Annotated in this window: 24 protein-coding genes; 1 reads left to right on the plus strand and 23 read right to left on the minus strand. The window is 29.2% G+C overall.

Annotated elements, in window-relative coordinates:
* Nucleotides 1–2 precede the first annotated feature (2 nt).
* The 4 genes from AX016_RS05885 to AX016_RS05900 form a co-directional block, all read right to left on the minus strand.
* The gene (locus tag AX016_RS05885; RefSeq protein ID WP_100894730.1) at nt 3–1,742 is read right to left on the minus strand and encodes a WG repeat-containing protein; all 1,740 of its coding nucleotides are present in this window, start codon (nt 1,740–1,742) and stop codon (nt 3–5) included.
* Nucleotides 1,742–3,013, minus strand: coding sequence for a hypothetical protein (locus AX016_RS05890; RefSeq protein WP_100894731.1), 1,272 nt, complete (start codon nt 3,011–3,013; stop codon nt 1,742–1,744). The genes AX016_RS05885 and AX016_RS05890 overlap by 1 nt, the downstream gene beginning before the upstream one ends.
* A 13-nt stretch (nt 3,014–3,026) precedes the next feature.
* Nucleotides 3,027–3,479 (minus strand): hypothetical protein, encoded by a 453-nt coding sequence (locus AX016_RS05895; protein WP_157811093.1) that lies wholly within the window; start codon nt 3,477–3,479, stop codon nt 3,027–3,029.
* Between the two features lie 66 nt (nt 3,480–3,545).
* Nucleotides 3,546–4,256, minus strand: coding sequence for a DUF3592 domain-containing protein (locus AX016_RS05900; protein WP_100894733.1), 711 nt, complete (start codon nt 4,254–4,256; stop codon nt 3,546–3,548).
* A gap of 232 nt (nt 4,257–4,488) precedes the next feature.
* On the opposite strand from AX016_RS05900, the gene AX016_RS05905 reads away from it, so the two are divergent.
* Nucleotides 4,489–5,016: a hypothetical protein gene (locus AX016_RS05905; RefSeq protein ID WP_100894734.1), complete on the plus strand. Its 528-nt coding sequence runs from the start codon at nt 4,489–4,491 to the stop codon at nt 5,014–5,016.
* Between the two features lie 20 nt (nt 5,017–5,036).
* On the opposite strand, the gene AX016_RS05910 is transcribed toward AX016_RS05905, so the two are convergent.
* From AX016_RS05910 to AX016_RS06005, 19 genes are all read right to left on the minus strand, one after another.
* Nucleotides 5,037–5,399, minus strand: a complete 363-nt coding sequence (locus AX016_RS05910) for a DUF2750 domain-containing protein (RefSeq protein ID WP_100894735.1) — start codon at nt 5,397–5,399, stop codon at nt 5,037–5,039.
* 83 nt (nt 5,400–5,482) lie between these two features.
* Nucleotides 5,483–6,292, minus strand: coding sequence for a leucine-rich repeat domain-containing protein (locus tag AX016_RS05915; protein WP_100894736.1), 810 nt, complete (start codon nt 6,290–6,292; stop codon nt 5,483–5,485).
* Nucleotides 6,293–6,512: 220 nt separating this feature from the next.
* Entirely contained in the window at nt 6,513–6,893 is a 381-nt protein-coding gene (locus AX016_RS05920; protein WP_157811094.1) for a hypothetical protein, read from the minus strand.
* Between the two features lie 233 nt (nt 6,894–7,126).
* Nucleotides 7,127–7,675, minus strand: a complete 549-nt coding sequence (locus AX016_RS05925) for a hypothetical protein (protein WP_100894738.1) — start codon at nt 7,673–7,675, stop codon at nt 7,127–7,129.
* Nucleotides 7,675–7,941 carry a hypothetical protein gene (locus AX016_RS05930; protein WP_157811095.1) on the minus strand — a complete coding sequence of 89 codons (267 nt, stop codon included), beginning with the start codon at nt 7,939–7,941 and terminating at the stop codon, nt 7,675–7,677. The genes AX016_RS05925 and AX016_RS05930 overlap by 1 nt, the downstream gene beginning before the upstream one ends.
* A 408-nt stretch (nt 7,942–8,349) precedes the next feature.
* Entirely contained in the window at nt 8,350–8,919 is a 570-nt protein-coding gene (locus AX016_RS05935) for a cysteine hydrolase family protein (RefSeq protein ID WP_100894740.1), read from the minus strand.
* A 247-nt stretch (nt 8,920–9,166) separates the two neighbouring features.
* Nucleotides 9,167–9,892: a hypothetical protein gene (locus tag AX016_RS05940; protein WP_100894741.1), complete on the minus strand. Its 726-nt coding sequence runs from the start codon at nt 9,890–9,892 to the stop codon at nt 9,167–9,169.
* A 2-nt stretch (nt 9,893–9,894) separates the two neighbouring features.
* Nucleotides 9,895–10,824, minus strand: coding sequence for a hypothetical protein (locus AX016_RS05945; RefSeq protein ID WP_100894742.1), 930 nt, complete (start codon nt 10,822–10,824; stop codon nt 9,895–9,897).
* Nucleotides 10,825–11,456: 632 nt separating this feature from the next.
* A complete protein-coding gene (locus tag AX016_RS05950) occupies nt 11,457–12,386 on the minus strand; it encodes an SH3 domain-containing protein (RefSeq protein WP_100894743.1) in 930 nt (309 codons plus the stop codon).
* 251 nt (nt 12,387–12,637) lie between these two features.
* Nucleotides 12,638–13,075, minus strand: a complete 438-nt coding sequence (locus tag AX016_RS05955) for a hypothetical protein (RefSeq protein WP_100894744.1) — start codon at nt 13,073–13,075, stop codon at nt 12,638–12,640.
* Between the two features lie 576 nt (nt 13,076–13,651).
* The gene (locus AX016_RS05965; protein WP_100894745.1) at nt 13,652–16,663 is read right to left on the minus strand and encodes a cellulase family glycosylhydrolase; all 3,012 of its coding nucleotides are present in this window, start codon (nt 16,661–16,663) and stop codon (nt 13,652–13,654) included.
* A 420-nt stretch (nt 16,664–17,083) separates the two neighbouring features.
* Nucleotides 17,084–17,659: a hypothetical protein gene (locus AX016_RS05970; RefSeq protein WP_157811097.1), complete on the minus strand. Its 576-nt coding sequence runs from the start codon at nt 17,657–17,659 to the stop codon at nt 17,084–17,086.
* A 512-nt stretch (nt 17,660–18,171) separates the two neighbouring features.
* Entirely contained in the window at nt 18,172–18,684 is a 513-nt protein-coding gene (locus AX016_RS05975; RefSeq protein WP_157811098.1) for a hypothetical protein, read from the minus strand.
* Nucleotides 18,685–18,739: 55 nt separating this feature from the next.
* Nucleotides 18,740–19,414 (minus strand): hypothetical protein, encoded by a 675-nt coding sequence (locus AX016_RS05980; protein WP_100894748.1) that lies wholly within the window; start codon nt 19,412–19,414, stop codon nt 18,740–18,742.
* 284 nt (nt 19,415–19,698) lie between these two features.
* Nucleotides 19,699–20,844 (minus strand): hypothetical protein, encoded by a 1,146-nt coding sequence (locus AX016_RS05985; protein ID WP_100894749.1) that lies wholly within the window; start codon nt 20,842–20,844, stop codon nt 19,699–19,701.
* Nucleotides 20,845–21,134: 290 nt separating this feature from the next.
* Complete coding sequence (locus AX016_RS05990) at nt 21,135–21,452, minus strand: DUF3817 domain-containing protein (RefSeq protein ID WP_100894750.1); 318 nt, start codon at nt 21,450–21,452, stop codon at nt 21,135–21,137.
* Nucleotides 21,453–21,917: a hypothetical protein gene (locus AX016_RS05995; RefSeq protein WP_100894751.1), complete on the minus strand. Its 465-nt coding sequence runs from the start codon at nt 21,915–21,917 to the stop codon at nt 21,453–21,455.
* 71 nt (nt 21,918–21,988) lie between these two features.
* Nucleotides 21,989–22,900, minus strand: a complete 912-nt coding sequence (locus tag AX016_RS06000) for a helix-turn-helix domain-containing protein (RefSeq protein WP_100894752.1) — start codon at nt 22,898–22,900, stop codon at nt 21,989–21,991.
* Between the two features lie 62 nt (nt 22,901–22,962).
* A complete protein-coding gene (locus AX016_RS06005; protein ID WP_157811099.1) occupies nt 22,963–23,313 on the minus strand; it encodes a hypothetical protein in 351 nt (116 codons plus the stop codon).
* Nucleotides 23,314–23,367: the final 54 nt, after the last annotated feature.

Raw genomic sequence — 23,367 nt, forward strand, 5'->3', positions numbered from 1 at the left:
GTTTATTCTTCTATTAATTCTCCTTTGTAGTTGTATTTTACTTTACCGTAATCAAAACTATAAATTCTTTTTTTGTTTTCGTCCTCTGTTAAAAAGTCCAAATGATCTTCTTTAATATCTAGTAATACTTTTCCATTTGTGTCAATAAACTTATAAGTGTCATTAAATTCTACTACAGTAATTCCATTTTCAAAGTCTTTAGCATCATTATATTTAAAAGGAATTACCAACTTACCTTTGCTATTTATAAATCCTATTTTAGAGTTGGTATTACTAACCATAATTCTTTCATCAGCCAAGGTTTTATAGACATTATGTATACCAGGTAGTAGAGTGGCGTTAGCATTTTCATCTAACAGGTAGTATTTGTTATCATAAGTAATTCCAAATAACAAATTGCCAACCTCTTTCATTTGCCAGTATAATTTAGAGCCTATTGGTTTGTTATCTTGGGTAACAAGTGTGTAATTGTCACTTTCTTGTTCTGGTAGTATGCCAATAAGGCCATTACTAAAAGCCTCTACACTGTAAACTAAAAGTGTGTCTAATTTTTCTTCAGCTTTATTTAAGTGATAAAAGTGATTGTAATCTTCATAAAAGTTACCTCCAATATTTTCTAAACCTCCAGCTCCTGGTACTGTTATTTTTGGCTCTCCTATATTATTTATAAAAACAATTGCCTCCTCTGTTTGCATAGCAATTAGTGCATCATTTCCTTTAATTGGTTGGTAGTTGTATGCTGTAAATGATGTTTCCTCTGTTTTGGTATCTTTTTTAAAAAATAATTTTATGCTTTTTACAGTGCCATAATAGTAGTATTCCTTGTGAAAAATACCATCATTATCATTAAAAAAATCTACGTTAGATAGGTTGTCTTTTAAATACTCTTGAAGCTCTGGAGTATCTTTAAAATCATCATCGTTTAATTTTTTTTGTATTTTTTTAAAGAACCCTAACATTTCTGTAAGTATATCTTCCTGATCGTCAGGAGATACGCCGTTGTTAGAGTAGCCGCTGCGGTCTAAGACTTTACCTTCTTCATTATGGCCTTGTACTTTTATAGGAGCAGCAATTGTATCACTCAACGTAAAATAAACGTAATTGCCTTCTGCTTTTACAAAGTTAATTTCTCCTCCTTTATATTTTACTGTTGGGTTGTCTGAAGAGATTTCCACTACATCATAGTCTTTTATGTAATCTACTTTAAAAGAAATATCTATGCTGTCTATAGCTTTGGCTTTCCCCCAACTTTCATTAAAATTAAAATCTAACCCATAACCTTCAATACTATCTGTGCGTACTTCGCCATTATGGTAATATATTTTTTTAGGTGTGAATATTTGCGTAACACCTTGGCCAAGATTTATAGGGTCTTCATTATCATTATTAGTACCTATAAATTGCAAATCACTTTTATAGTTGGTATAAGTTTGTGAAAACGTCACATTTTTAAACTGATTAAGAGCTTTGTGTACCCCTGTAGTGTCTACTTTAAAAGGTTCTTCATACTTTTCATCCTCTTTATCAATTGTTTTAACATCATTAGAAAACGAGCCATCAAAGAATTTAGCCATAGACTCAAATTGTTTAATATTGGAGTTTACTTCTTCTTTAATTTCCTCTAACGGTTTATTGTCTAAAGAAGATATAAACTCATTTAACTCTGTCTGGTTTTTTGGTTGTGTTTTGTTACAACTAACAATAGCTAAAAGTGCCGTAATTATATATAATATTTTTTTCATTATCGTATTATTTTTAGCTCGTTAGACCCTTTAGGTTGGTATAAAAAATGATTAAAAGAATCATCGTAATTTTTGCCGGTTAAAATGAGCATATCAGATTTGTCTTTAGCGTAAGTGTAAATTAATTTGCCATCAGCATTAAATTCAACATCAAAATCCTTTGCTAACGTGTACTTATACGTATTTATTAAAATGGTTAAGTAGGCTTCCCACTTTGTACGTGCGGTTTCAAAATTAGTATCAAAATTTAGCTGTTGTACTTCAAAATCTTTTTGATAAAACAAGTCGTTAATAGCTTGCTCATCATATGTTAAAATGGCATTTCCTAGTTTGGTGTATAATGCAATTACTTTTTCTTTTAAATCCTTGCTGTTCCTTAAATCTGTACCATTTGTCCAAGCCTCTGGGTAGTATGGTAATGTGGAGTTAAAGTCTATTTTTAGGTTTACTGGGACATTATTTCTAATACTTGTTTTTTCTATAGTTTTAACAACTTCTTTTGTACTGTTATCTATAATTTGTATTGAAAAACTAGGATCTTCATAATACGTATTTGGTTCTTTTTTTATGGTTTTATCTTCTGTTTTAGCAGTTAATTTTATTGAAGAATTAGGACCAGTAATGTAGTTGTTTAAATTAAAAGAATCTGAGTCTGTACCTTCTGCAATACTAACATCATTTATACTAATATCAAAAACACTGTTGTAAGACTTAATATTTAGTACGTATTTAGGTGCCGTATCAAAAACCTTAACCTTACTGTGTATTTTTGCTAACGGTATGGTGTAAACAGGGTTGTATGTAATAGTTAACTTACCGTAATCTTTATTGCCAAAAGCAGCTAAATGTTTGCCATTTACAAAATTAACTTCCAGTTTTTTAGCTTCAATTTCATCTTTCCATTCAAACTCAACATCATCACTATAGCTGTTATTTAGGTTTGTTAGCCCTTTTTCGGCTTCCAAAACTTCAAGTAATTTTTTAGCAGAAAAATTAACAGTATCAGTTGTAAGTAAAGTATAATTGTCTGTAATTAAAGCACTTTTTATAGGAACGTCTGCGTAGTGCATTCCTTTTAAGTTAAGCTCTATATAACTAGATGTGCTGTCTATATCCTCATCTTTGTTTTCTAATATCATTTTAGCAATTAACGCCTTTGTTTGTGAGCTAGATTTAACTTCTGCGAAGTTGTACCTAGGAGTAGCAACGCTATCACAAGAAACAAATGTGGTATAAATTGATAAAATTAGAATTGTTATTGTGTTTTTCATTACGTGTAATTTTTTAATGGAATAATGTTACTACCAGTTCATCAAATTCTGTAAATAAGCCTTCTTCGGTATTAACTCTAAGCATTAAACTTTTGCTTTCCGTTTTCCACTCGTAATAAGTAGAGCTACTACGTTCGTTAACGTATGGATTACCATACAATTCTGTTAGTTTAGTTTTAAGTTTGTTGTAATCAGTTATTTCGTCAAAAAAATGCATAGTTATTCTTTTACCTCCATAGCTGGTGTTTATTTTTACTTTATCTACAAAAACCCCATAAAAACGTAAAAAACGTTCATCACTAAATTTAATTTCACCATATTCTTCAGTAAATGGTACGCCTTTAAAGTGAGTTTCTATATCGGTCTCGATTGTAATATCTTCTATATTTTTTACAAGTCCTTTATAGTCTACTTGTGCGTATCCAAATAGGCTAACAAGAAGTAGTAGTAAGGTTAGTTTTTTCATAGTAGTTGCATTATTCATTAATTTTTTTGTAAGCTTATTTTACCAGTGTTCTTTTTTAAGAGTTTTTTACCCAGCTACTTTAGGTAAAAATGATAAGTCTACTACATACTTTTTAGGATTATCGCGGTCTATTAAAACATCTATTTTTTCTGTTTTTATAAAATCTGTAGGGTCAAACCAAATATTGTCACTAGTAAAAATATGTAGTTCAGATGTTTTTGGGTTTAACCATTGTGATACCACAACAAAAGGATTTTTACCATTAACAGCAATAGAAGTATTTAGAGTTACGTTTTGAAAATCTGCCTCTACTTTAGTACCGTGTAGTTTTAAGTGGTTGTGCATTTTCTTTTTCTTAATGCCAGCTATTATAATACCAAAACCAATTAATGCAAAAATTAAACCTATACCACCAAGTATAGTTGCGCCTCCCCAAAGAGAGAAAAAACCTTTGATTTTAGCTTTGTTAGGAGATTCTGGATTGTAAATAACGTCTACCTTTTCATTAACACTATAACTAGGTGGGTTACTACTTGTAGATGATGCAAACTGAATTTCTGCTCCAGTTTCATCTGTAAATTCTACTAACGGCTTGTACATTATAGAATTGTCTGATGAGCTGCTAGAACGCGATTCTAGTAGTTCTACCACTACACCTTCAGTCTCCTCAGAATTTTTTATAAACTCACTAGTGCTTTTGTAAAGAAAAAATGCTCCTACTAACATTCCGGCTCCTATAAATGCAAATACGTATTTAATAATATTTATTACTTTCATTTTTGTAGTTTATTTAGTTATCTATGTGTAATTAATTGTTTTTTAGGCTGGTTGTAGCCTAGTAATACAAACATAGTATTAAGTGAAAGAGTTTAAATGTGCAAACCTATATTCGTACAGGTTTAGTATATATTTGAAAATAAGTAAACACTTACATTACATATTTGTAGTTGATAAAAAAGTTTTGTCTTATAAAAAAGTATAGATTAGCTAAGATTTAAGACATTAGAGTATGAAAACCTATAAAATTACAGATCCCAAAAAACTGAAAGAGTTAGCAGGCAAAACCAAGAGGAACACTATTATTTCTACAATAATAACGCTTGTAATAATAGCGTCTATTACTGTTTATTTGATAGTAAGTGGTGATAATAAGGTTCCGGTAGTACCCTTAACTTTAGTAGTGTTGTTATTTGTTGTGCTTTTTTCATTAATAATAAAACAAGTAAACGATTTGCTGTATAAATTAGCAAAGTATAAATATGTTAGGTTAGATAGTGCTTCTGTAACTATAGGTACAAGTGCAGAGTTTAAAGAAGGACTAAATTTTATACAAAAATACTTATTTAGCCGTGTTAATAGGTTTGGTGCTCATAACGATAAAACATTTTATGCCAATAAAATAAAGTCAATACAGGATAAGAAAAATGCAGTACAAATAAAAGTTTCTGGGGTAGTAGGTAATGTTGTTGCAATACCAAAAGAAATAGACAACCTATCTGAAATTAAAGAAGAAATTACAAGGATGATGCGAGCTTAGTGTTTCTGTTTTTATCAAAATTATTTTTCTGTACCTCTAATTTTATCAATCCAAGTAATTAGGTGTTCTGGCGGAATGTCATACCCAACAGCTTTTTTTCCGCTCCAGTTTATACCTACTAGTTGTTTGTGGGGCTTTAATATTTTTAGCCAGTAGTTGTAAAAAGTATTTAAATCTAGTTCTACGGGCTCAAAATCTTTATATGCTTTAACCGTTTTAATAATTATTTCTGCTCTAGATTTACTAGACCAAAATGGCATAGCTCTAATACCGTCTCCGTTTTTTGGCGCAGGAAACCCACCATTATCTTTTATAGTCCACACTTTGCCAGAAGATGCTACATCTTTATAAAATAGTGCGGCTTGTGAAGCAGATTGTGACATAATTAATTTTTGAAAGGTAATTTAAGTAAAAACTAAACTAAATTTTAACGCATTGGGACTATTATACAGGCAAAAACCAGTTTTTACTTTTCTATCCACCACTCAATTCCGTTTTTAAATTCATTTTTAACAAAATCATAAGCAACAAAGAATCCAGATTGTAGTGATGGATGCTCACTTTGCAGGAGTTCTCTTTCCTGATTTTTCATTCGCCAATGGGCATCAAGTCTTTTTAGTTTTTTGAGTTTTAAAATTGGTCTGTAATTTTTGTCTCTTATTGATGCGCAAGACATATCAAGTTCAATTAATTCACTTAAGTCTGTAAAAGGTTTTAGACTATTTAGCATTAAATTTTTTGGAGCAAATGTGTCTCCGCCAAGCTCTAAGGATTTTAACCATTTCATTTTTCCAATTAATTCATAATTAGCAACCTTAAAAGACGCAAGAATTGAAAGACTCTCTAATGATTTTAATTCAATTAATGGAGAAACATCTTTTAGCCGTGAAAAATTGCTGAAAGACAAGGCTCTTAGTTTTGTTAGCTTTTTAATTGAACTGATATCTGTAACGGTAGAAGACCAAATGTTTAAAACTTCTAAATTCTTCATTTTACATATAACATTAAAGTAATCTTGATCAACTTTATGTCTAAGGTCTAGTCTTTTTATATGACTAAGTTGTGGTAGTTTTTCTTTCCATTGTTCATCAATCTCCTTTCTTCTTTTTAAAGAAGTGTTTGGAGAAAAGTCCATAGCCAAAGTAGAGATAAAAATGTTGTTTGTTTCCAATATTTTATCTTCATACACCTGAAAAGCCTGCTCTTTACCCAATTCCTCTATTGTAGGGTAATAGGTATCTGCTATCTGGTCTTTTCCAACAATAGATGTATTCATTTAAAGTTTTTACTAATTTTGATTAACGTGTTTGTATATGGTTAGTGCGGAAATAGAAAATCAGTGAACTTTCGATTAAGCACTTAGCCAAAACTTTTTATTTTGTTTTAATTTTTCTCTTTTAATACCAAATCAAAAGATTTGGCGGACTTGGTTATTAGCTCTAAACTTTGGGTTAAGCACTAAAACTCTTATTAATTATAGCCATTGTTGGGTAGCGTTATTTTGTCATTCCCATTATCATATCGGCTCCTTGCTCTTTCACAGAAACAATTAATTTATTTTCTGATACTGAAATTAGTTTCTGGTCAACTTTTCCATCTAAATCGTCGGTACGTATTATTTTTTTCAGTTTGTCAAATTCCCATTTCCCAATATATTTACGTCCTTCTTCCATTCCTTCTTGTTTTCCATCAGAGTGAAAAATTACCCAGCTATTTTTCTGCATTTCTACAGGTAATTTCATTTTTTGTCCAGCCATTTCAACATATTCAAGATGCCATTTTCCAGATGTAATTAGGTCAAAGTCACTTTTTTTTTGAGCTGAAAGTATTTGAAATGATGTCAATATCAAGAATACTGCAAAAATTATTTTTTTCATATTTTTTATTTTATTAAGGTTTTTTTTAATGATACCCAACGTCTCCGTATATGAAACGTAGCGTGTTAAAAAACACTTTCGTTTCGGATTATACACGAGCCGAATTTTTAAATTTTTCTTTTATCTTTATTTTACTAAAAGCCAAATTTAAAAATTTGGCGGTCTTCACAAATACACAAAAACCTCTCAGAAAGCCTATAATAGCTATGTTTTATATACATTGTTGTGTGCAGTTATTTTAGACGGTTTTTTAATGTTTCGACAACTGTTAGTAACAAATTTTGGACAGGTTCTAATAACATTCTTTGATGTTCTTCAAGATTTTTATATCCGTGTACCAAGTTGCATCTAACATTATATATTACGCTTAATACTGCTTTTGCTCTGATTGAATTATCTTGTTCATTCACTAAATTTTTAGATAGCTGTTTGTCAAATTTTTCTTGACCAATTCCATCTTTTAAATTTATATGAAATATTTCTTTATCTATTAAATCCGAGATTGCCTTAATATCATCAATTCGACTATCTGCTTTTAAATCTTGAATTATTAAATCTGACCCAATAAAATCTCTTACAAAAACCGTTGCTTTTTCATAATCCGAAATTCTATTCAGTCCTTTATTTTTGGCTTTTTCATTTCTAAACGCATCGTTATAAAGTCGATTGTAAATTGGATATAAAGTTTGAAACCTATTAAAAAAATCGGACAGTTCATTTCCGTTGATTTTTTTGAGTTCTTTTTCCCAATTATTTATATAGTCTCTTGTTTCGTCAGTCATTATTTTTCGTCAAGATATTGTTTAAGGTCTTTTGCTAATATATCTCCAGTTATAAGTTTACCTATTAAATCGTCTGGTAATATGAACCAAGTAGAATATCCGTGTGAATTTGGTTCTCCCAAACATATATTTTTTCCGCTAATTTTATCTTTATCGTGAACCTCATTTTCGGTAATATTCCAACGAACACCAATTACGTCATTTCCATTCCATTTGAGTTTAGCCACAGAATATCCGCCTAGAACTGCTCCGCCATTATACAGCACAGTTACGTTTTTTACATTCTTTCTCGGACTTAAAACGGTCGCTGGATTGTTTATTCTATATGGCATTTCTTAAAATTTTAATGGTTAGCAGAATGTTTGTTTTAATTGCACACAACTAGTGAATAAACTCAATTTATTGCGTTTATTCCGCCAATATGGGTGTGTAAACGCACATATAGCTTTTTAGTTGCTAATTTTCCTACAATTTAAAACTATTTTTTATATCATAATTACGGAAATGTGTAATTGGTTCTTTTATTAGTATAATTGGCAATTGTAAACACAAAAATTTGGAGAAATAAGTAGCCTATTAATTTATTGGTTTGGTACTTTAGTGGTTTTGTAGCTAGGTGTACGTGTAAAAAAGGAGCTTGTTTTTTTAGATTACTATAGAGCAGCCTAGAGGTTCTATTTTAATTCAGCTTGTAATTTTTCAAAATTCCATACGGTTGCAAACTCTTCATTCAGATTAGCAAGAGTCGTCAAATGTATAGTTTCAGAATCGTATTTCTCTCCATTAATACCAATTCTATCGAAGGTTGCCGTAGCATCTGAAATCAAGTAAGTTTCATATCCAAAATTCCCAGCCATTCTAGTCGTGGTTGAAACACAGTGATTTGTTGTTATTCCGACAATAACGAGAGTTGTTATTCCTAAATTTTCTAATCTTTCTTTTAAATCTGTTCCAATAAAAGCACTATTTACATTCTTTGTTATTATTGGCTCATTTTCTTTAGGCAAAACATTTTCATTGAATTCAAATCCAGAATTTTTCCTATTTAGTTTTGAATTTGGATGTGTTGAACTATGTCTTATATGAAAAATAGGTAAATTTAATTCTCTCCATTTTTTCAATATTTTTCCACAAATAATTTCGGCATTTTTGTTATTTCTATTCCCTCCCCAATAGTCTTCATCAAGAAAGGCTTTTTGAACATCTACAAGAATTAACGCTGGTTTTTTTTCTCTTAAATTCATTTTAAAGTTAGATTGGTTTTAATAACACACAACGGTCTCGTATAAGATTAGTACGGGAATTAAAAAGCAATTAATTTCCGATTAAGCACTTAGCCAAATCTTTTTATTTTGTTTTAATTTTGGTGTTTTAAAGCCAAATTAAAAAGATTTGGCGGACTTAGTAAATATACCCCAAACTTTGGGTTAAACATTTAAACCCGTATTAACTATAGCCATTGTTAGCAGTAGTACCCTTTCGCAATTTGAGCTATGCTACTTTCAGGGAAATAAAAAAACTTTCAAGATTCGGTCGAATACTATCGATACTTACTTTTGCTATTGGAAGTTCTAAGAAATATGTCGATGACAATAATTCTGAAGGAAGAATTCGCTTAAGTTCATTGGTAGAGTACAAATCTTCTACTGAAAGGTCATTTTCGTCAGCATAGATTTTTAGGTATTTATTTATGTAATCAAAAAGCCATTCTTCTACAGATTCAAGAGAATTTTGATTCCAATCTTTTAGCTTTAAATATTCTTCATTATTAAATATAAATCCTCTAATTACTTTAATACAAAAACCAACACAAGTTGTAATATCGTGTTTCGCATTTAATAAAAAAGATTGTTTTGTGTTTGAGTCATAATATGAATCGTTAAAGACAAAACCATAAGATGGTTTTACTCCTTTATTTTTTAATTTTTCACAATGACCTAAAAATGATACTACATCATCCTCAACAATAATGTCTAAATTTTTAACGTATATTGATTCTAAAGATTCAATATTCTCTGTTATATTTTCTAATTTCACTTCAATTCCAGTAAAATGAAAATAATAAATATCTGTATCAAATGAAATTATTAATCCAGAATGTTTACAGAAACCATCTTCATTTATCTCACAACTGATTGCTACAAAATCATTTTCAAAATCACAATCTTTAACAGATACCAAATTGGCAGGAGTAAATAGTTCTAAATTCTCAGCCATACCTAATATACTTTTCCAATTTTAGTTGATAATAATTGCTCAACTTTATTTAAGATTTCAGAAAGATATTCATCGTTTTTAAATCCTTTAGATATTACCAATATGGTTCTTAAATATGTCGGTAAAGAATATTCGTTAAGAAAAAGTCTTATAAATTTTTTTGCTCCAGAATAATCTTGACTATCATACAACCCTTCTAATTTTTCACTAATAAAATGGAATGGTTCGGTACCAATTTTAGTTTTTAAATCTGAAAAGAAATCTTGAAAATCGATGAAATATTTTTCAGAATCACCAGTATATATATCACAAAATTGATATTCCATACCGTGTTTTTTTGCTTTTGCCCAAGTAGCTATTTTAACATCTTTATAGAGAAATGGATTAACTTTTTGTGCCTCTTTTCTAGAACATTGAATAGTAATTGGTTCGTCATTAGATATTAGGTGAAAATTTGGTTTCCTACCACCATTTAATTCTAAGTAACCAGTTATAAATTGAAGATTAAAGTTATTTTCTATCTTTTCTTTTTTTCTAGTTTTTCTAAACTTTTGACTGAACAAGGGTTTTATACTTTCTTTTGTACCAGTGTTCGAATTGTAATATATTTCCCAATCTTGAATGTCCTCAACGTTATTTCTGATTACATTTAATTGATTTACATAAATATTTTCTCTTGTAGGCTGGCATTCTGAAGCTTGAATTATTTTATTGTAAACGACCTTTAGATTTGTATGAGTACCGATTAACTTATGTGCAGCACTACCTTTTTCTAGACCTATTTTTAAGTTCAAATCTTTTTCATGTTCAGCAATCAAAATTAATGCATCAAGTATTTGTCTCAAAGACTTAGAAGCCTTCAAGGACATGTGATTTAAATTAATTTCATTACCCTCAGAGTCTTTCTTAAGGATTATTTCGATGCTTTCCATTTATAGGTTTTGAAAATCAAAAATAACATTAATTATCAAATTTTACTATTCAGATTGTTTTTTTTGTATTACTGCTAACTAGTGAATAAACTCAATTTATTGCGTTTATTCCGCCTATATGGGTGTGTAAACGCACATATAGCTTTTTAGTTGGTTTATTTTCTTACAATTTAAAACTATTTTTTATATCACAATTACGGAAATGTGTAATTGGTTCTTTTTTTAGTATAATTGGCAATTGTAAACACAAAAAATAGGAGAAATAAGCATCCTATAAATTTATTGGTTTGGTACTTTAGTGGTTTTGTAGCTAGGTGTACGTGTAAAAAAGGAGCTTGTTTTTTAGATTACTATAGAGCTGCCTAGAGGTTCTATTTTAATTCAAGTTTTATTTTGTCTCAAATGTTTGCTGACGTTAAACATATGGCAAGTTTGGCAGAAAATACACTATTACTTTTTAATTAGCTACAAGCCAAATCATAAGATTTGGCGGACTTTATAAATATGCCTAAACTTTGGGTTAAGCACCTAAACCCGTATTAATTTTAGCCATTGTTGCCATTTCGTTGTTTTTTTATTTCAAATTATACTTTACATTTTCTGCGTTTTCAGTAAATACAGTCTAAAAAATGTTAACAACCATAAGACAAGTTGATATTAATATATTTAATTTCTTTAGTACCATTACTATGATGTAACACTATTTTGAAAATAGTATCAGGGATAAAATGCACACAAGGTTTACCATTATAACTCATAGTAGCTGTTGTACCTCCCATTTCTCCTGAGTAATGAACCAATGTGTCTTTTAACTTTAAGTTTAGTTGTCTAGAAACTCCTATTTTTTCATATTCTATTTTTGGAAAGAGAGTCATTTGTCTTGTAAGCGATAGTTTTTTAAATGGGTTATTTCCCTTCCAAGTATAATACTTTTTAGAATTAATATTATCTGTTCCGTATTCCCAAACCTTTTCCTTAAAAGTATAGAACAATTCAACTTTATCTATTTTTGCTTTAGTATCAATATTAATTAATTTATCACTTAAATCATTAAATACACCTTCATAAGTATAAATTGTATCGTTTTTCACAACATTATGACCTTCATAACTATTCTCAGTTTCATAGAAATAAAAAGTAATATTAAAATTTTTAAAACTTAGCGTAGAATTTTCAGTTGTAATTGCGTCAGAAGGATTATAAGGTCTACTTTCATTCTTTAACAAATATCCACTAAACACATAACCTGTTAATACTGATTTTTTATCCCAACTATGGCTCATTCTTTTTACTTTAAGCCAATTTCCATTTATTGTTAAACCATCATCTACAATAGATAAAGATTTTCCTGTATCTTTTATTAGTTCTAAATGTTCTCCAGCAGGAAACTTTCCAGATCTTTCACTGTTAATAGAAGGTGCATTTCTAACTGTAAGTCCATTTTTAGCAGCAACAGTATAATAAGTCTTGCCATTTAATTCATTTTGAGACCATATACAATGATTACTAAAAATAAGGAATAATAGAATTATATACTGTTTTTTCATATTTGATGATTTCATTTCTTAATGAACTAAAGCTTTGCTACGATTTAATTCAATATTTGTAATTAATATATTCAGTTTTTTTAAATTTTGAGTACGTTCCGCCAATGAATGCTAACGACCTTGTGTATGAAACGTAGCGTGCAAAAAGACACTAACTTTTCTCTTTTTTAAAGCCAAATTAAAAATTTTGTGGACTTTCTAAATATACACAAACCTTTCGGCTTAGCACTTAATTAGCTATGTTTTATACACCGTGTTGGCAGTAGTTATTCTTGCACTGTAATTTCAAAATTATATTTGGTATTCAATTCATCGAAATTTGACATTAAGTCATTTAATTCTGATATGGTTTCATTTTCAATCCTTTTTTTGTCTTGATGATATTGTTCGTCACATATAATTGGGTCATAATAAGCTTGAGTTTCCATATTTGAGGCTCCAAATGGATATCCTTTTGGGATTTCTCGTTTATACCTTTTTAGATTATAAAACCTCTTTTCAAACATAGTGTCAAAAAGTTCTTTTTTTATAATCACTATTTTGATAGTCAGTTTTTTGTGTCTGTTGAAATAACTATTAATTCTATTGTCAAAATCAAGTAAACAATTTTTTTTACTATCAAATAAATTCAATGATTTTAAGATATCAAGCTTAAAGTCATCAATTCCATTATTTGCTTTTATTTTGAGTTTTTTTATATCCAAATTTGATATACTATTTTAGTGTGTTTTAATTACTGCCAACTAGTAAATAAACTCAATTTATTGCGTTTATTTCGCCAATATGGGTGTGTAAACGCACATTTAGCTTGCTAGCTGAGTTTTGTTGTTTTATTTTCTTACAATATATATTATTTTTTATACTTCTTAAGTTTGTAATTCATTAAATTAGAAATATAAACAGAAAGAATAAAAGAGAGAATTAAGGTTAATAAAATCTAACGTCTTAATTCCTTTGATCTGTATTTTTTAATACATAAACACCTCCTAAATATGTAATAGTTGAGTAATCTGAAATTATTTTAGCAAAACCAATTTGTTTGTTTTTGTAGTAAACACAAAAACTCAAAGAGTTTTTAATTAATGTTTTCAAAGTATTTAAAAGAATTCCGTTAGCGCAATCAGTTTGGTTAGTAAGAAATTTGTAAATGCTTAAAATATCTAACTTATCCTTATCTGTTTAAATGGTGTAAATAATAAAAAAAGCGGAATATCCAATAATAGATATTCCGCTTTTATAGTTGTTAATTTTAATTTGGTATTTATAGCTTTTTGTAAGTGCTATTTTTTAACAAATAAAGAACGTTTTTTAGATTTTGTACCTGTAATTTCTATAACATATGTTCCTGGTGAAATATCAGAAATATTTAATTTTAGCAACGTGCTATTATCTTGCTGACCAATTAATAGTTTCCCTTGTAAATCATAAACTTTAACAGATACTATTTTTTCATCTTCAGCACTCACAAAAATAGTTTCGTTTAAAGCAGGATTAGGAAAAAGCTTAAAATTAATACTAGAATCATCAGTAATTTTACTTATTTGGTTACTACGCATAACATTACAAATAGGAGCAGTAGTGTTGTTACTAAAGTATAGTGTAAAATTATTAGTTTTAGATACCATCACAAAATTACCGTTATCTGATGTTACCCAGTAATCACCATCAAAATTAGGAATTAAGCTATTGCTAATAGATATTTCTGGATTCGCATTTTTAAACTGGAAGGTGATATTAGATTTTAAATTTATATAATAATCAGGAACACCGTTATTTGTATTTATTGAAAATTGATATAATCCATTGTTTTGCGAATTCCAATTAATAGTAAATGTTTTTAAATTACTTAAAGAGGGTCCGCCAGTCCCTAATACAAAAACGTTAGAAAACTTTTTAATGTCAAAATCTTCTAAACCAGTTTGTGAAGGTGTATTAAAGTTACAATTATCAGACGGACTTTGTTCTGCTATTACAGTTAACGTAAATTGTGTTTCAGTAGAAGCTCCATCGTTATCTGTAGCAACAGCTTTAAACGTATAAGTACCTTCTAAAAGACCATTAAGTTCATCTGTGTTTGGAGATTCTGAATGTCCCCATTTATATGAGGTAGAATTTATTTGTCTCACTAAATTGTTATCTATAAACAGTTTTACATTATCAATAGTTCCATCAGTATCGTTTGCAACAACTTCAACTTGTAAATTATAACCTTCAGTTAAAGTAATATTGTTATCTGGTGATTGGAAACTTACGGTAGGTGCCTCATTGGTATCATCTACAGGATTACAAGGTTCTATATTCCAAACTGGGCAGAATTGATTTACTAGACTTTCTGTACCATCACTTGTTGGAAAATCTAGAGAATTAGGGTTTCTAATATTACCCCAAACGTGAGTTTGCTCTGGAGAGCCTTGCTTTTTACGAGCAGTTGAAATTTCGGAAGCTCTACTACCAAGATTATATATATTTTCAAAAATAGCATTTCTAAAACCTGTATTAAAACCAGTACCTCTATCTAAAAAGTCTACTCCAGTATTTATAACTTCAGAACCATCAACGTTAAACGTGTTTCTGTATACAAAACCATAGGCTCCTTTTAAATCAATAAAAGCATCTGAGCTATTTACTCCTGAAATTCCTTCTGCAGAAAAAATACAGTTTCTTATAATAGTGTTCATTGTACCTTCTTTAACATCTACGCCTTCTGCTGTTACATTAGGTCCAACAGTACAGTTTTCTATAGTATTATCGTTACAAGCTCTTTCATAAGTGTCATGTTGTCCTTTGTCTGAGCCTACATACAAACCTTCTCCAAAACCAGGTTTAGTTCTACCTGTATTGTATATATTACAACCATTTACTGTGTTATTACTAGAACCATCACGCAGGTGTATAGCTTCTTCTCCAATATCATGTACAATAAGGTTTTTTAATGTACTACCATTAGAATTATCTAGAACAATACCTTTAGAGCCTGTTTTAAACTCTATGTTTTCAATATTCCAATAATCTCCTTCAATACTTAAAAGGTAACCATTGTTATAATCTAGTCCTGTAAATACAGGAGGGTTTGTAGCGCTTTCACCTTTTAGTGTAATTGGATTTGCACTGTTACCATTAGCACTACCATAAAGGTAAACACTACGGTTAAAGGCACCTTGTATCTTATCTTGAAAATTGTAGTTTCCAGAAGCAATTATAATTTCATCACCAGCTTGTGCTGTTTCCATTGCAGCCCTAATACATTCTATAGTACTACATTGTGTTGTTTTTGGTCCTGTAGTGGTATCAGTATCCCAATTTTGGATGATGTTTTTTACAATTTCACCAGAGGTAGTAAGTTTGTTGTTAAGTAAGCCAGATACACCTTGCCCTGCCTGAACTACAGATCCTGTTTCAGGAAAAGCTTTATCACTTAAAGACCAATTAGCGTGGCTTATACCTTTTTCTTTTAAAAAGGCCATCCAAGTATTAGTACTTTCTTGGTCTGGTTCTCCTTGTCCTGTATTTAAAATTGTACCCCATTCTGTAACAAATAAAGCAACATTATTATCTAGTGCAGTTTGTGCTACATTTCTTAAGTTATCATGTGGATTATATGCAGCATAAAAATGTAGTGTATATGCCACATTATTATCAGAGATTGGGTTTGCAGAAGCAACATCTACTTGTTGAGAATAATTGCTAGTACCTACTATTATTAAATTATCTGGATCTTTAGAACGTATACCAGCAATTACTTGCTCTGCATAATTTTTAATAACAGGCCAACTTTGGTATGTAGGTTCGTTATAAATTTCATACATCACATTAGGAGTATCTCCATAAAGGTCTGCCATTCTGGTAAAAAAATCAACAGCTTCATCTGTGTATAATTCTGCTTCGTGAGTATGCCAGTCTATTATTACATATATGCCATTGGCAATAGCAGCGTCAATTACTTTTCTAACTTTAGTTTCTTGCTGCTGCGGACTATCAATATAGCCATTTCCGCCATCCCAATTTTCTTTTACGCCCATTGCAATTCTAATAAGTGAGCTATTCCAGTTTTCTGCTAAAAAATCAACAGTTTCTGCATTATAAAAATCGGAGGTATCTCCAGCATTACTCCAAAATAGACTGTTACCAGCTAGACTTGTAATTTCTCCAGACTCATTAAGAATACGGTTTCCGTTAACTTGTAAACGACCATGTTTTTCTACAGGAGATTGCGCTACCGAACTTAAGGAGAAGAGCAAAAAAAATAAAGGTAGATACATTAATTTTTTGAACATTTGTAGGTTTGTTTTCATAATTTATTGTATTTGGGTTTTGTGAGTAATATTACAATATTTATACGATTTTTAATGTTAAATATGTTTTTTCAGCAAAAATTTTACGTTTAAAATCCTATAAGTAGCTAAACTAGTTATGCTTTTTAATTATAAGTTTTAGTAAATTGATTTTTTTATTTTGATGAGGTTTGTATTTTGTATAACCACCTTTTTTAAAGGTTGTTATTAGTTTAAATACAGTGTTTTAGTCTTTAAAAGTTTTATAATTATTAAACCAAAACAATTAAAACAAGTTGCATATAGGAGCTATTTAAAAAAGTCCATACATTTTCCAGATTTGTAAGTAGGTGAGACCAGGCAATAAATTTTATACTTTGAGTATTGCAAATGTTTGTGATACCAAAAAATTCTGCCAAGGTTTTTATGTTCTGTTTTAAATTAAAAAGAATTGTATGTTTTTATTTCCTTTAGGAACTTATCGGCTTCCTTTTCATATCTTTTTGGTACAGGAAATGTTTGTGTTATAGTGTAAACAGAATCTATGTCATCTGTGTTAGGCATTAACTCACTTAATGTAAACACTATTTCTTGTAATACTTTGTCATATTTTATATGAACTAATTTTTTAAGTTTTATATTAAAAGGACAAGTAAATGAATCTGAAACAACAATACCTTCTGTTGAAAAAATTACAACAATATTTTCTGCTTTTAATGCTTGCCTAAAACTATTAAAATCTCTTGTAGACAGCAATATTATAAGAGTAAAAACGGTTAGATCAACAATAACGTCAAAAAATATATCAAGACTGTTTAAACCTGCGGCAAAAAATATAACAAGCATACCTAAAATAAATAAGCCAATGTATTTTACGTTTTTTTTAAAGCCATCCTTTAAGTAATTATTATAATCCTTTCTAAAATTAGAAGATTCATCTTTAGTATATACCCATTTGGCAATATATTTATTTTGGCTTAAAATTATATTTTTTACGCGGTATGTGGCACTATACATTAAAAGTCTATAAAGCCTGAAGAAAAAATAAGAAAAATAGACTGCTAGTAAATAACTAAAAAGGTTAAAAAAACTTTTTTCTTCTAAAAACTGGCAAAATAAGAAACTAGAGTATATGTAAATTATAATACTTAAAAATACCCCAACAACAACTATGCTTACTTTAATGGGGAAGCTTTTTATATTTAATATTCCTTTATAAATAAAATTCATTTATATCCTATGTTAGCTAACTTTTTTATTTCATTTTTTTATTGATGGCTAGCAAATGAATATCCCATTAATAGACCAAAGCAAAGGCTAAAGATTGTAATGTAAATTGGTTTTATATTTTTCATATAAAGCTGAAATTTTAATGTGCAGATTTACAAAAGTAATTACCATCTAATTCATAATTTAAGCTACAAGCAACCGTTTAAAAAAACAAGTCTATTAATAGTATTATTGCAGACAGTGATAGTTTTCTGGTTGTCTGTTTTTCTAAAAATGAAAAATATAATTATGTATTTTTATTAATATACTTTATAACTTTCATCTGTAATTGTATTTAAAGACAAACTACCAAACCTATGTAAATCTGTATGGTTGGTATCTAAAAAATTTGTTAAATGAGTTAAAGCATCATCTAGTAAAACACCCATAGCTGCGGTTTGGTGTTCTTTCACAGATTTTTCTTTAGAACCACCAAAAAACTGACTAAGTTTTGAGGTAGGTACAATGTTAGAAGACATATATTCTAACACCAATTTAATTTGATTGGGTTGTACACTTGGGCTAGGGTATAAGTGAGGATGAATATGCAGAATATATTCTTTTCTGTTTCTTTTAAACGAAACAGAAAAATTCCAAGAATTGTTATCAACTATGTCAGAATCGTTTTGGTTTTCTGGTGTAGCCTTAGTCAGCAAATCATACCAATTAATACTTTTAAATTGTTCTATTACTCCTTTAGATGAAGAAACTGTAGTGTCAATTTTCTTTTCATTAGACATAAAGTTCTCAAAACAAATGATGTATTTTTCCATAATAACTTACTTAAATTTTATTAGTTCATGTAACTGCATTCTACTAGCTTTTGCATTATTGCCCTATTACCAGTTTTCCTTGGTTAAACCAGCAATAATATCCCATTTCCCATATTTTAAAGTAAGGCTCAAAAACATCAAACTTTATTTTTTGTTGGTAAGACGGGTACTGAAAATAATAAGAGAGGTTATAATCACAATTTATTGCGTAATACGCCTCACTTAGCACCTCTATGGTTGCTTCGTAATCTGTATTGTCTATAAACCAATCAGAAATTGATTCATAAACTATTACGTTGGTATTGTTTTTATTTGTTCTAACATCAAGATCTAAAATTTCTACAGTTTTAATTTGAGACATAGTGTCTATAAACTCTTGGTCGCCTGTAATTTTAGAGAACAATGTTAAGTTTGAAATATATTTTTCTCCGTTTAAAATTAATAACTCTTTGTTTTGTGTAGGAGCCGGACAAAAATAAGCAGGTGATTTTCCTTCTGCAGCTAATTGATTAAAGATGCCTTTAGTGGCGTTAAAAATTTTTATCAATCGTTTGTAATAAAGGTCTCCTTCTTTAATAGGTTTAAACACTTTTTCAAGATTAGTTCCGTTGGGCATAAATGCCTGAAAATAACCATAAAATTGATGCCTTAAATCATCAGATTCAACATCTAAATCTATAACTTCACCTATAATATCTCCTAAATACTTTGCGTATTCTTTTTTTGTCATTTTTAATGTAGTTTGGGTTGTATAAATTTAGTTGGCTAATAATTTTATCTCTAGGTTATATTTTTTTTAAAATTAAAGGAATTGGTGTGTTTTTGTGCTAGCAAATATATTTTCACCTAAAAGCAGTTTATATCCGTAAGGTTTAATCTTACTTTTTATAAAAAAAATAGGGTTTACTGCTTATACTTTTCACTAGAAAAATACAAACAAGTAAACCCAAATTATTTTTGTTAAACGCTAAGTAATGCTACTTACGTAGGTTTAGAAATTGCTTTTTGCTAAAATTAGTTTAGTACGTTAGTAGTAACATTAAGTTTAGCTTGTTCTATAACATCGTTAGTAGCCTCATGATTAGCAAATTTTGTGTAAAAAACGGCTGTAGATTTGTATTCGCCTTTTGGTAAATCTTTTATCACTGTTACATTTATATCTGCACTCTCTTTTGGAGCAAGCCCCATTGATGTAAAATTTCTTCTTGCTGTAATAAAATTTAAATCAGAGTTAGGTACTTTATTTTCATAGGTAGTTGCAGACCTAAAGCTTAATACATGATTGCCTACATTTTTCCATGATGTAATACCTCTAAAAGTAGATGAGCTTGCAGTAGATGTAATATCTGGAGTAGTAATATCTGTATTTTTTATTTCTACAGGATTTTTTACATCAACAAAAACATCTACCCATTTTACTCTATTACTTGTGTTGTCTTTTAAAACAATTATAAATCTTTTTGGGTAAGTAAAATCAAAACTAGTTTCTGTACTAGGATATACTGTATTAACATCTACAATAGGCACAGAGGACTCTTGTGTATAAAACACTTCTTCGGCATCAAAAGTAGCGGTTGGTGTTAAGTTAGAAAAATCTGTACCAGTAGGCACAAATAAATAAATTGTTTGTTTGTCTAAATCATCAACTCGTTTTTCTATAGTAACATCGTTGGTCAATTGTGCGTTTTTACTAGCCTCAAACCTAAAATCAGTAATTGTTAAAGTAGTAGGTGTAGGTACAATCTCATGTTTAATATTTACAATATAATGCAATAATTCTTCAGATTCATTTAAAGCATTTACTATGGTATAAATATGGTTTTGTGTTTCGTAATTTAGTAATGATAGGTCATTAGGTAAAATAGAAAATTTACTTAAATTTAGTTCGGTAGATGTAGTAATAGAAGCAATTTCTTTTAACGATACTGTGCTTGGAACTACAATGTTAATTTCGCCAAATACAATTTCTTCATTATCTACAATGGTAGGTTGTTTAATATTTATAGAAACCGGTGTAATACCAACTAAAGGAAAATCGGTTAGTATAGCATCCTCAAGCTTAATTATATGTTCATTAGTGTTATCATCTTTAGTACAGCCAGTAAATATTGTTGTAAATACGGTAAGGATTAGGGCAATTGTTATTCTAGTTTTTGTCATTTTTTAATTGTGGTTCTATAATTATTTTTAAATTTTTAAATTTTCAAATAACGGATAACAGTTTTGTACAACCGTAGGTTGTGTAGTTAAATTAGCGTTAACTTTTAGTGTAATGCAGAGGTTAGCAATTGTAGGTGTATTACTATTATTGTCTTTTAAAAGTATTGTTAAACGCTTATGTTGCTAAACAGGAGTTAAGTAGGTATTATTATTATTATTATTATCTATAGTATTTAATTAGCAAGGCGAATCTTTTAGTTTTATTTAAGTCTTAAAAATATAGATATACATTAACGTAATGTTTTATGTATGGGTTTAAGTATTTTATGGTCTATATAAAATGTGCCAAAAGGAATGATACAAGCAATTAAAACTTTCCAAGTATTTTTTTTAAACTTCCAATTATATTCAGTTCCTACACTAATTGTATTAAATACAAAAAGCAAAAATATAATGCCGTGAGTGGGTCCTAAAATTGAAGTTAACGCAGTAACTCTGTAAAAATATTTTAGCGGAAGAGATACAAAAACTAAAACGAGTAGAGATAGGCCTTCTAAAAATGCCAATAAACGAAGTCTGCCAATATTTGAGTTGAAAAATGAAATCATTTAAAATGTTCTTATAAATGGGCGATTAGTTAAGGGCGAAAAAGGCCAAGGAATAGCTATAAATATGATAAAAAGTGCAATTGAAAAATAAACAAGAATTGTTTTAAATTTATCAGCATCTAATTGTTTTCGTTTTGCTTTGGCAGAGCCTATTGTAATAATAACAATTGCCGTAATCATAAGCACAAAATGAAACAAACCAAAAAAAGATACATCCCAATGACTGACTAAATTTTTAAAGTCTGAAAAAAAATATTTTACAATAGGACTTTTAATATATACAAGCATACCTATTGTAAGTTGAATATGTGCAATAGTTGCAGTCCAATGGCGCACTTTATTGTCAAAGCATGAGAATTTGGTTTGCCGTCTATAGCCATTATATGCTCTAAAAATAGCATAAACTAAAGATAGTAGTACAAGCCACCTAAATATTGAATGAAATACCAGAACAATTGAATACATTAGCCTTAATTTATTGTCTGTACAAAGGTCTAATTTAATACAAAATTGTAGTAGAAATATTTATGCAACAGTTAGGACTTTTCAATCATTTTCCTAAATTCAGTGGGCGATATTTTTTCGCGTTTTTTAAAAAATCGAGTAAAATATGAAGGGTCTAAATAACCCATTTCATAAGAGATTTCACTTATAGATAAGGTAGATTGATAGAGTAAGTATTTGACCTCAATAAGTTTAATCTCTTCAAGAATTTCTGATGCAGATTTTAAAGTAGATACTTTAACAGATTTGTTTAAATGATTTGGGCTAATATTCATCATTCTTGCAAAGTCGGCAACCTTTAAGTTTTCCTTTACCTTTTGGTTTGCTAACATTCTAAATCTAGATGTAATTTGAAAAGAAGCATTTTGAGGTTGAAAATTACTTAGTCCGTACAGTATTTTTAATTCAGTTAGTAATGTGTATATGTATGAATGTATTATATCTGAATTTGGTTTAGTATTACTTTTAAATTCGGTAACTAATCTTTCTAAAATGTTAATAATTTCAGATCTGGACTGTTTGTTTATATTTATAATAGGATAATTACCATTGTTTAAAAACTGAAAATCAGATACAAGTGAGCGGTTTCCAAACTTGCCAATAAGTATATTTGGATGAAAATGACAAGTAAACCCTTTTACATTTTTTGAAACCTGCTCTGTAGAAAATACTGCGCCAGCCTGGAGTATTACAATATTATTAGGTGTAATTATATATTCTTTAAACCCTATTTTAGTTTTAAAAGAGCCTTTTGTTACAAAAATAATTGTGTGACTTTCTTCTCTTGACGGAGTTATAGGTTTAAGAACTTTTTTAGTTAAATCCTCAATTTTTAAACAGAAAAAATCTTCAACACTTTTTTTAAAAAGTTTATCTAGTTTAGGACTTTTGTTAAAGTATTCTTTTCGGAAGTCCTCAGAATTATATGTTTTTATTTTAGACACTTTCCTTTAAGTTTATCAAGAGGTTTCTTTAGCTTGTGGCTAACAGTTTAGTAATTTATTTTTTAATTAAATTCAATTCCAACAGATAAGGAAATAGAACCATTTTTTGTTTTAAAATTATATGAAGATTCAATATCTTTATTTCTTATTGATAATGGTATTACATATCTAAAGTCAGGATTATGTAGGTCAGATATTGATATTTTAAAATCCGAATATGAATAAACTCCTATTCCTTTATTTGGATTATCTCCATACCAAAAAATATCACTTGGTAAAATGATGCCTTTTTTAAATTTCAATTTTTCTGGACTTTCACTTTCAGGAACAACAATTATATCTGGATTTTCATTCAGTATAAATTTAGCCTTTTTTCTGAAAGCCATATTGCAATTCCAAGTAATAATTTTCAATTTAAGTTCTGATTTTTAATGTGTGGCAACGGTCTTGTATATGAAAAGTAGGCG

Source organism: Cellulophaga sp. RHA19 (assembly GCF_002813425.1).
In the GTDB taxonomy this organism is placed as follows: Bacteria; Bacteroidota; Bacteroidia; order Flavobacteriales; family Flavobacteriaceae; genus Cellulophaga.

What these genes read in the sequence shown, in the direction of transcription:
- AX016_RS05885 (WP_100894730.1), bottom strand. Translation starts at nt 1,742, where the DNA reads ATGAAAAAAATATTATATATAATTACGGCACTTTTAGCTATTGTTAGT.
- AX016_RS05890 (WP_100894731.1), bottom strand. Translation starts at nt 3,013, where the DNA reads ATGAAAAACACAATAACAATTCTAATTTTATCAATTTATACCACATTT.
- AX016_RS05895 (WP_157811093.1), bottom strand. Translation starts at nt 3,479, where the DNA reads ATGAAAAAACTAACCTTACTACTACTTCTTGTTAGCCTATTTGGATAC.
- AX016_RS05900 (WP_100894733.1), bottom strand. Translation starts at nt 4,256, where the DNA reads ATGAAAGTAATAAATATTATTAAATACGTATTTGCATTTATAGGAGCC.
- AX016_RS05905 (WP_100894734.1), top strand. Translation starts at nt 4,489, where the DNA reads ATGAAAACCTATAAAATTACAGATCCCAAAAAACTGAAAGAGTTAGCA.
- AX016_RS05910 (WP_100894735.1), bottom strand. Translation starts at nt 5,399, where the DNA reads ATGTCACAATCTGCTTCACAAGCCGCACTATTTTATAAAGATGTAGCA.
- AX016_RS05915 (WP_100894736.1), bottom strand. Translation starts at nt 6,292, where the DNA reads ATGAATACATCTATTGTTGGAAAAGACCAGATAGCAGATACCTATTAC.
- AX016_RS05920 (WP_157811094.1), bottom strand. Translation starts at nt 6,893, where the DNA reads ATGAAAAAAATAATTTTTGCAGTATTCTTGATATTGACATCATTTCAA.
- AX016_RS05925 (WP_100894738.1), bottom strand. Translation starts at nt 7,675, where the DNA reads ATGACTGACGAAACAAGAGACTATATAAATAATTGGGAAAAAGAACTC.
- AX016_RS05935 (WP_100894740.1), bottom strand. Translation starts at nt 8,919, where the DNA reads ATGAATTTAAGAGAAAAAAAACCAGCGTTAATTCTTGTAGATGTTCAA.
- AX016_RS05940 (WP_100894741.1), bottom strand. Translation starts at nt 9,892, where the DNA reads ATGGCTGAGAATTTAGAACTATTTACTCCTGCCAATTTGGTATCTGTT.
- AX016_RS05945 (WP_100894742.1), bottom strand. Translation starts at nt 10,824, where the DNA reads ATGGAAAGCATCGAAATAATCCTTAAGAAAGACTCTGAGGGTAATGAA.
- AX016_RS05950 (WP_100894743.1), bottom strand. Translation starts at nt 12,386, where the DNA reads ATGAAATCATCAAATATGAAAAAACAGTATATAATTCTATTATTCCTT.
- AX016_RS05965 (WP_100894745.1), bottom strand. Translation starts at nt 16,663, where the DNA reads ATGAAAACAAACCTACAAATGTTCAAAAAATTAATGTATCTACCTTTA.
- AX016_RS05970 (WP_157811097.1), bottom strand. Translation starts at nt 17,659, where the DNA reads ATGTATAGTGCCACATACCGCGTAAAAAATATAATTTTAAGCCAAAAT.
- AX016_RS05975 (WP_157811098.1), bottom strand. Translation starts at nt 18,684, where the DNA reads ATGGAAAAATACATCATTTGTTTTGAGAACTTTATGTCTAATGAAAAG.
- AX016_RS05980 (WP_100894748.1), bottom strand. Translation starts at nt 19,414, where the DNA reads ATGACAAAAAAAGAATACGCAAAGTATTTAGGAGATATTATAGGTGAA.
- AX016_RS05985 (WP_100894749.1), bottom strand. Translation starts at nt 20,844, where the DNA reads ATGACAAAAACTAGAATAACAATTGCCCTAATCCTTACCGTATTTACA.
- AX016_RS05990 (WP_100894750.1), bottom strand. Translation starts at nt 21,452, where the DNA reads ATGATTTCATTTTTCAACTCAAATATTGGCAGACTTCGTTTATTGGCA.
- AX016_RS05995 (WP_100894751.1), bottom strand. Translation starts at nt 21,917, where the DNA reads ATGTATTCAATTGTTCTGGTATTTCATTCAATATTTAGGTGGCTTGTA.